This window comes from Variovorax sp. KBW07 (assembly GCF_003852515.1).
Classification (GTDB): domain Bacteria; phylum Pseudomonadota; class Gammaproteobacteria; order Burkholderiales; family Burkholderiaceae_C; genus Variovorax.
The window spans coordinates 54,004-62,868 of sequence record NZ_QAJK01000047.1; the positions used below are offsets into that span (position 1 = coordinate 54,004).

Consider the following 8,865-nt stretch of genomic DNA (forward strand, 5'->3'; position numbering starts at 1 on the left):
ATGTCCGAACTTCGAGATATCTCCGCACGCCGCGCCGGCCTGACCGCCGAACAACGCGCGAAGTTGGCCCAGCGGCTCCGCGGCGCGGTGGCGTCCGAGCCGGTGCAGAGCGCTTTCACCATCGCGCCGAGCGCCCGGCCCGACAACAGGGCCGCGCTTTCCTTCGCGCAGCAGCGGCAATGGTTCCTGTGGCAACTCGACCCCGAGGGCACGGCCTACCATGTGAGCGGTGGCCTCGTGCTGGAAGGGCAACTCGATGCCGATGCGTTGCACGCCGGCATTGAAGCGCTCGTGGCCCGCCACGAATCGCTGCGCACGGTGTTCGAGGAGGGCGGCGACGGCGTGGTGCAACAGGTCATCTTGCCGGCACAGCGCGTCGAGCTTCCTTGCATCGACCTGGGCCACCTGCCGAGTCATGAGCGCGCAACGCGGCTCGACGCCGAGGCGCGCGCGGTCTGCGATGCGCCTTTCGACCTGGCGCGCGGCCCCTTGCTGCGCGCGGTGTTGATCAGGCTGGACGAGCGCGACCATCGGCTCGTGGTCGTGATGCATCACATCATCTCGGACGGCTGGTCGATCCAGCTGATCCTCGACGAACTGGCGGTGCTGTATTGCGCACGCGCACTGGGCCGTGACGCGGAACTGCCGCAGCTGCAGGTGCAGTACGCCGATTACGCGGCCTGGCAGCGGCGCTGGCTCGAAGAGGGCGAGGGTGAACGGCAGTTGGCATGGTGGCGGCAGCACCTGAGAGAAGACCACCCCGTGCTGGCGCTGAGCACCGACCGCCCGCGTCGCGGCGACGGCCGCTATTCGGCGGCGCGGTACGACTTCAAGTTCCCCGCCGACCTCCTGCCGGCCCTCAAGCGGCAGGCCCAGGCACAGGGTGCGACGCTGTTCATGGCACTGCTCGCGGCCTTCGACGTGGTGCTGTTCCGCCACTCGGGCCAGCCTGTGCTTCGCGTGGGCGTGCCCATTGCCAACCGCAACCGGACCGAGACGGCCGGGGTGGTCGGCTTCTTCGTCAACACGCAGGTGCTGTCCGCGACGCTGCATGCCCGCATGACGCTGGCCGACGTGTTGGCGCAGAGCCGCGACGCGGCCATCGGCGCGCAGTCGAACCAGGACTTGCCGTTCGAGCAGCTGGTCGAGGCGCTCCGGCCCGACCGCAGCCCGGGAATCAACCCGTTGTTCCAGGTGATGTTCAACCATCTCCGGCAAGACCATCGTTCGCTCGCGCAGTGGCCCGCGCTGTCGGTCCGGCGCATGCATCTGCAAGAGCAGACGGTGCAGTTCGAGCTGATGCTGCAGACCTGCGAGAACGAGCGCGGCGAGGTCGATGCCTGCTTCAACTACGCGCCGGAGCTGTTCGATGCACAGACGATAGAGCGCATGGCGGGGCACTGCCTGTCGGTGCTTCGCGCGCTCGCGCTGCAGCCGCAGCAGGCGATCGCGGACGTGGTGCTGATGGGCCCCGACGAATGCGCGCAGCTCGACCGGTGGAGCGTCAACGCGCAGACGCACGGCGCCGCGGAGCCCGTGCATCGGTTGATCGAACGCCAGGCGCGGCAGCAGCCCCTGGCGCCCGCGCTGGTCTTCGGCGAAGAAACGCTCGGCTATGCCGAAGTCAACCGTCGGGCCAACCGCCTTGCGCACTGGCTGATCGGCCAGGGTGTGCGCGCCGAGACATTGGTCGGCGTGGCGATGGAGCGCGGCACCGGGCTGGTGATTGCGCTGCTCGCCATCATGAAGGCGGGTGGCGCCTATGTGCCGCTGGACCCGGAGCACCCTGCCGATCGCATCGCGTACATGGTGGAAGACAGCGCCCTCGCATGGGTACTCACCAACGGCAACGTGCAGCAACGCCTGCCCGCGAAGGAGGGCGTTCGCCTGGTGGTGCTCGATGCCATCGACCTTGGCAACTTCCCGGCGGAAGACCCCGTCGTGCCTTTGATCGGCGAGAGCCTTGCCTACGTGATCTACACCTCGGGCTCGACCGGCAAGCCCAAGGGCGCCGCCAACCGGCACAACGCGCTGCACAACCGCCTGGCCTGGATGCAGCAGGCCTACGGCATTGGGCCGGGCGACACGGTGCTGCAGAAAACGCCGTTCAGCTTCGACGTGTCGGTCTGGGAGTTTTTCTGGCCGCTGATGTACGGCGCGCGGCTGGCCGTGGCCGCGCCGGGCGACCACCGCGACCCGGCGCGCCTGGTCCAGCTGATTCGACAGCACGGCGTGAGCACGCTGCATTTCGTGCCGTCGATGTTGCAGACTTTCCTGTCGCAGCCCGACGTCGAGACCTGCACGAGCCTGCGGCGCATCGTCTGCAGCGGCGAGGCATTGCCGGCCGAAGCGCAGAACGAAGTGTTCCGCCGGTTGCCCCGTGCGGCGCTCTACAACCTCTATGGGCCCACCGAAGCCGCCATCGACGTCACGCACTGGACCTGCCGCGACGACGGGCGCAGCCAGGTCGCCATCGGCCGGCCGATTTCCGGCGTGCAGGCGCACGTGCTCGATGCGTCCCTGAATCGCGTGCCCTTGGGCGTGGCGGGAGAGCTTTACCTGGGCGGCATCGGCCTGGCGCGAGGCTACGCGAAGCGCCCCGGGTTGACGGCCGAGCGCTTCGTTGCCGACCCCTTCGACCCCTCGGGCGGTGGCCGGCTCTATCGCACGGGCGACCTTGTGCGCTGGAACGCCGAAGGCCAGCTCGACTACCTCGGGCGCCTCGACCACCAGGTGAAGATCCGTGGCCTGCGCATTGAACTCGGCGAGATCGAGGCACAGTTGCTCGCACATCCGCGCGTGCGGGAGGCCGTGGTGGTCGTGCAGCAGGGCAGCGGCGGGCCGAGGCTTGCAGGCTATGTCTCGCTGCACGCGGGGTCGGACGTGGCGCCCGCGGCGTTGCACGAATGGCTTGGCCGCGAACTGCCGGAGTACATGGTGCCGGCGTTGCTCATGACGCTGGAGCGCCTTCCGCTCAACGCCAACGGAAAGATCGACCGCAAGGCGCTGCCGCAGGTGCAGGCTTCCGATGCCGGCGGGTTCGAGGCGCCCGACGGCGCCCACGAAACGATGCTGGCCGGGCTGTGGTGCGAATTGCTCGGCGTGAGGGAAGTCGGCCGCCATGCGAGTTTCTTCGAAAGCGGCGGCCATTCGCTGATGGCGGCGCAGCTCGTCTCGCGGCTGCGTGCGGGCCACGGGCTGCAGTTGCCGCTGCGCGAGGTGTTCGAGCATCCGGTGCTGCGCAACATGGCGCTCAGGTTGCGAGGTGCCGATGCGGCTTCCGGCAATGCGGTGTCCGTGCCGGGTCTGGTGCCGGTGGCGCGCGCCGCGCAGATGGGGCTGTCTCCCATGCAGCACCGGCTCTGGCTCGTCGACCGGCTGGCCAACGCCGATGCGCGCGTGGCCTACAACATGGCGGCTGCGTTGCGCTTCGAGGGGCCGCTCGACATCGACACGCTGCGGCGCGCGCTTGAAACCATCGTGTCGCGGCACGAGGCGCTGCGCACCGTCTACCCGGAAAACGACCAGGGCGAGCCCGTGGCGTCGATCACCCCGGCCGGCGTGTTCGATCTGCCATGGAGCGATGTCTCGCCGGTGCCGCCCGAAGACGAAGCGTTGCGCATCGACAGCGCGCTGGACGCGATGGCCGCGCGGCCTTTCGAGCTGGCCTCGGTGCCGCCGCTGCGCGCCGCGCTGCTGCGTCTTGGCGAGGCGCGGCATGCATTGCTGCTGTGCGTGCATCACATCGCCTTCGACGGGTGGTCTCAAGCCATTTTCGCGAGCGAATTCGTGGCGGCGTACGAAGCGCTGCGAACCGACAGTGCCTCGACCCTGCCACCGCTGCGCGTGCAGTACGCCGACTACGCGGCATGGCAAGACAGGCAGCTCGACGCGTCACGCGCACAAGACGCCGCGTTCTGGAAGCACTACCTGGCCGATGCGCCGCAGCAGTCCCGATTTCCGGTCGACACCGGTCTGTCGCCGGCGTCGGCGCGCACCGCCGGCAGCGTTCGCGTGCCGCTCGAGCGTGCGCTGGTCAGCGGGCTCGCGCCGCTGGCCCACGGCGGCAAGACCTCCCTGTTCACCGTGATGCTGGCGGCCTTCCTGATGCTGCTGCACCGCGAGACCGGTGCCGACGATGTGGTGGTCGGTACGGACGTCGCGGGACGCGATCACCCCGAGCTCGAAAAGCTGATCGGTTTCTTCGTCAACGTCGTGCCGCTGCGTTCGCGGCGGCGCGTGGCGGCGAGCTTCACGCAGTGGCTGGCGCAGGTGCATGACAGCACGCAGTCGGCCTTGGCGCATGCGGCTGTTCCGCTCGATCGCATCCTCGATGCCGCCGGCATGCCGCGCGCGCACGGCGGGCCGGTGCGCCTGCTGTTCGTCATGCAGAACACGCCCGCCAGCCATTTCGAAATTCCCGGCCTGCGCATCGACGTGCTGCCGCAGCGTGTGCGGCAGGCCAAGTTCGACATTGCCGTGTTTGTCCACGAAGGCCCGGGCGACTGGAGCGCCGAGTGGATCTACGACGCCGGCCTGTACCGCCCCGAGTCGATCGGGCGGTGGGCGGCCAGCTGGTGCGCGTTGCTGCGGCAACTGGTCATCTCGCCCGACACGGCGGTCGAGCAACTCTTTTCATCACCTGATCGCAAGGAATTCCCAATGAATCCGATGCCGTCGCCCCAGCTCGGCAAGCTGGACAAGCTCAAGAAATTCGCGGCCAAGTCGCCCGCCGCCGCAGGGACGGTTGCGCCAGCAGCCAACCCCGCGCCCGCCACGCAACGCCCGCGGGTCAAGACCTCGTTTCTTTCCGAAGACCGCGAGTTCCCGCTCGTCATCGAGCCCGCCAGCGACAGCTTCGACGCAGTGGCCTGGGTGCGCGAGTACCGCGGCTTCGTCGATGACGCGCTGGCCCGTCATGGCGGGCTGCTGTTCCGCAACTTCGGCCTGGCGACCCTGCAGGACTTCGAGGCCTTTGCCGAGAACGTGGAGCCCGAGCTGTATGGCAGCTACGGTGACCTGCCGAAGAAGGAGGGCGGACGCCGCACCTACCGCTCCACGCCGTATCCCGAGCGGCAGATGATCCTGTACCACAACGAGAGCTCGCACATGGAGCGCTGGCCGCGCAAGCAGTGGTTCTACTGCGAGCTGCCATCGCGCGTGGGTGGCGCGACGCCCATCGTCGATTGCCGCGAGATGCTGCGCCGCCTGCCGGCCCCCATCGTCGAGGCCTTCGAGCGCAAGGCGCTGATCTACGTGCGCACCTTCACGCCGCACCTGGACGTGAGCTGGCGCGACTTCTTCAAGACCGACCAGCGCGCCGAGGTCGAGGCGCGGCTGGCCGCCGGCGGCATCGAATGGCGCTGGCTCGACGCGGACACGCTGCAGACGCGCACCCATTGCCCCGCCGTCATGACGCATCCGCTGACCGGCGAGCGCGTGTTCTTCAACCAGGTGCAGTTGCATCACCCCGCCTGCCTGGAGCCCGACGTGCGCGAAGACCTGCTGGCACTGGTCGGTGCCGACCGCATGCCGCGCCATGTCTGCTACGGCGACGGCTCGCCGATCGACGATGAGACCATGGCCATCGTCGGCCGCACGTACGAAGAATGCGCCGTGCGCTTCGACTGGCGCAAGGGCGACGTGGTCATGCTCGACAACATGCTCGCGGCCCATGCGCGCGATCCGTACGAGGGGCCCCGGAAGATCGTCGTGGCCATGGGCGCGATGTTCGAGCGTGCCGCGCTGCGCACAGCCGAGTCCGACGAGGTGAGCGCATGACGATGGAAGACCGGATCGAAACGCTCGGTGAGCCCCTTGCGCTCAGCCCGGAGCAACGCGCCGTGCTCGCCATGCAAAAGAGCAGCGGCACCCGCGCGCTGGTGCTTTCGGGAGAGATCGACGGCGAGATCGATGTGGCGCGCCTGCGGCGCGTTGCCGCCGATGTCTTGCAGGCCCACGAGGCCCTGCGGCTCGTCGTGCATGAAGCCGCCGATGCAGCCGACTGGCGCCAGCAGGTGCGTGCCGGGCTGCCCGCGAGCAGCTGCCAGGCCGATGCGCCGCTGCCGATGCGCCAGGGCGAAATGATTCAGCTGGCAATCACCCGGCTGGATGCCGCGCGCCATCGCCTGACGCTGTCCGCGCACCCGCTGGCGGCCGACGCAGGCAGCCTCTCGACGCTGTTCGAGGGCATCGCCGCCGCGTGGTACGGCGCGCCCGCCGATGTGGAAGCACCTTTCCAGTACACGCAGTTCGCGGCCTGGCGGCACGACCTTGCGCAGGACGAGGATGCAGGGCCAGGCCAGGCGTACTGGGCGGAACACATCCGCAGTGCCGGACCGTCGGAAGCGCCTGCCGCGCCGCGCCTGGCGTTGCGGCAGGGCGGGGCCATGGCGCCTGCAGTGCGCCGCGTTGCGGCAAGGCGCATCGACGCCGTCTTGTTCGCACGCATCGGCGCAGTGGCCACGGCGCACGGGGTGCCTGTCGGCGAGCTGCTGCAGGCCGCCTGGTGGGCACTGGTCGCACGGCTCACGGGCTTCACCCGCTTCGTGGGTGGATGGCAGCACGATTGCCGCCGCGACTACGAGCTGATGCAAGGCGCCGTCGGCGTTTTCGCGAAGGTACTGCCGGTGCATATAGAGGTCGCGGCGGACGAGTCCTTCTCCGCCTGGCTCGGGCGCTTCCATGCAATGGCCGGTGCGCACGCCGAGGCGCAGGAGTACTGGGCACTCGACGGCGCCAGGGGGCTGGCGCAACTCGAAACCGGCTTCGTGCTTTCCGCACCCATTGCACTCGGTGATGCAGCCGACGCGTGGCGCGTCACGCAGCGCCCGGGCCCGCTTTCGTGCTTCGAACTCGTGCTGGAAGCCGAATGCGCGGACGATCACGCCGAACTGTTCCTTCATGCGGACGCGGGTCGCTATGCGCAGGTGGCACTGGAGGCCCTGCTGCGCCAATTCATGTGCCTGTTGCAAGGCGTGGCGGACAGTCCGCAGACCCTCGCGAAAGATTTGCCGCTGGTCGATGCGCGGGAGCGTGAAATTCTGTTGGGCCTGGAAGGCGAGCGCCTCGATGCCGGCACGCAGGGCATTGCCGACCGCATCGCGCATTGGGCACGCACCACGCCCGAGGCCCCGGCGGTCGAGGAGGGCGACCGGTGCCTGAGCTATGCGGCGCTCGATGTGCGCATCAATCGCATGGCGCGCTGGATGCAGGCGCAGGGCGTGACGCATGGCGCGGTGGTCGCGTTGGCGCTGCCGCGCTCGATCGACCTGCTGGTCGCGATGTTCGCCGCCTGGCGCGCGGGCGCGGGCTACCTGCCGCTTGAACCCGAATGGCCGGCGGCGCGCCGCGCGATGGTGCTGGCCGATGCCCGGCCGGCCCTGCTGTTGCAGGTGGAGCCTGTGCAGGGCACGCAGGATGCGGGTTGGCGGGTCGCATCGACGGCGGACATCGACCTTGCCGCCTTCGACGTCAGGCCGCCCGATGTGCAGGCCGGCCCTCAAGACCTGGCCTATGTGCTCTATACCTCGGGCTCGACGGGCCGCCCCAAGGGCGTGGTGATCGAGCAGGGGCAACTGCTCAACTACGTGGCGGCGGCTTCCAGCGCAATGCGGCTCGAAGGCTACCGGCGCTGGGCGCTCACCAGTTCGGTGGCGGCCGACCTCGGCAACACCGCGCTGTTCGGCGCTTTCTTCAACGGTGCCTGCCTGGTGGTCGCCGACACGCAGGCCACGCACGACGCCGCGGCCTTCACGCGTTTCATGGCCACGCACCGGATCGACGCGCTCAAGATCGTGCCGTCGCACCTCGAAGCGCTGCTGGAAGCCGAAACGCCGGTGCTTCCGGCGTTGCTCGTGCTCGGCGGCGAATCGGCATCGCGCCTGCTGCTGGAGCGCATCGCTCGCCTGGCGCCGTCGTGCGCCGTCTACAACCACTACGGACCGACCGAAACCACGGTCGGGGTGATGGTGCACAAGCTCGACATCGCCGCGGTGCTGCCGGACGCGGCGCCGTTGTCCCGCGTGCTGGCCAACAACCGCGTGCGCGTGCTCGATGCGTCGCGTCGGCTGGTGCCCATCGGGGTGCTGGGCGAGCTTCATGTGGGCGGCGCGCAGCTGTGCCGTGGCTACCTCGGCCGGCCGGCGCGGGAGGTCTTCATCGACGATCCCTTCCTGCCGGGCGAGCGGCTCTACCGTACCGGCGACCTGGCCTGCGTGCTGCCCGATGGAACGCTGCGCATCGCCGGCCGCGCGGACCATCAACTGAAGGTGCGGGGCTTCCGCGTCGAACCCGGCGAGGTGGAGGCGGTGCTGCTGGCGCAGGAAGGCGTGAGGCAGGCCGTGGTGATGCCGGTTGCCGCGCCCGTGGGCGGCGTGGAGCTGGTGGCCTACGTGGTCGGCGATGTGCATGTGCTTCGCGACCGCCTGGGTGCGCTGCTGCCGGCGCACATGGTGCCCTCCCGCTGCATCGAAGTGGCGGCTTTCCCGCGCCTTGCCAACGGCAAGGTCGACCGGCTTGCACTGGCTGCCGCCGCGCCCGCGCCGGAAGCACCGCAATCCGTCGAACCACCCGGCGATGCGCTGCAGCACCTGCTGGCCAGCGGAATGGCCGAGCTGCTTGGCCGGCCGTCCATCGGTGTCGACGACGACTTTTTTGAACTCGGTGCGCATTCGCTGCTGGTCATCAAGCTGGCCGCGCGCATCCGCCGGCTGCTGCAGGTCGACATTGCGCCGGGGTTGGTGTTCGACCACCCCAGCGTGTCCACGCTGGCCGAGGCCGTGCGCGGCGCCAGTGCCGACCGCGCGCAGACCGAGCAACTGGCCGATGCCTGGCGCCTCGCCTCCGAGGCTGCCGTCTCTTGAA

General features: G+C 69.3%; 2 protein-coding genes. Both read left to right on the top strand.

Going from position 1 to position 8,865, the window contains the following annotated elements; genetic code table 11:
* Positions 1–5,781 carry a non-ribosomal peptide synthetase gene (locus tag DBV14_RS11320; protein WP_124459283.1) on the top strand — a complete coding sequence of 1,927 codons (5,781 nt, stop codon included), beginning with the start codon at positions 1–3 and terminating at the stop codon, positions 5,779–5,781.
* Positions 5,778–8,864 carry an amino acid adenylation domain-containing protein gene (locus DBV14_RS11325; protein WP_260396970.1) on the top strand — a complete coding sequence of 1,029 codons (3,087 nt, stop codon included), beginning with the start codon at positions 5,778–5,780 and terminating at the stop codon, positions 8,862–8,864. The genes DBV14_RS11320 and DBV14_RS11325 overlap by 4 nt, the downstream gene beginning before the upstream one ends.
* Position 8,865 lies beyond the last annotated feature (1 nt).

What these genes read in the sequence shown, in the direction of transcription:
- DBV14_RS11320 (WP_124459283.1), top strand. Translation starts at nt 1, where the DNA reads ATGTCCGAACTTCGAGATATCTCCGCACGCCGCGCCGGCCTGACCGCC.
- DBV14_RS11325 (WP_260396970.1), top strand. Translation starts at nt 5,778, where the DNA reads ATGACGATGGAAGACCGGATCGAAACGCTCGGTGAGCCCCTTGCGCTC.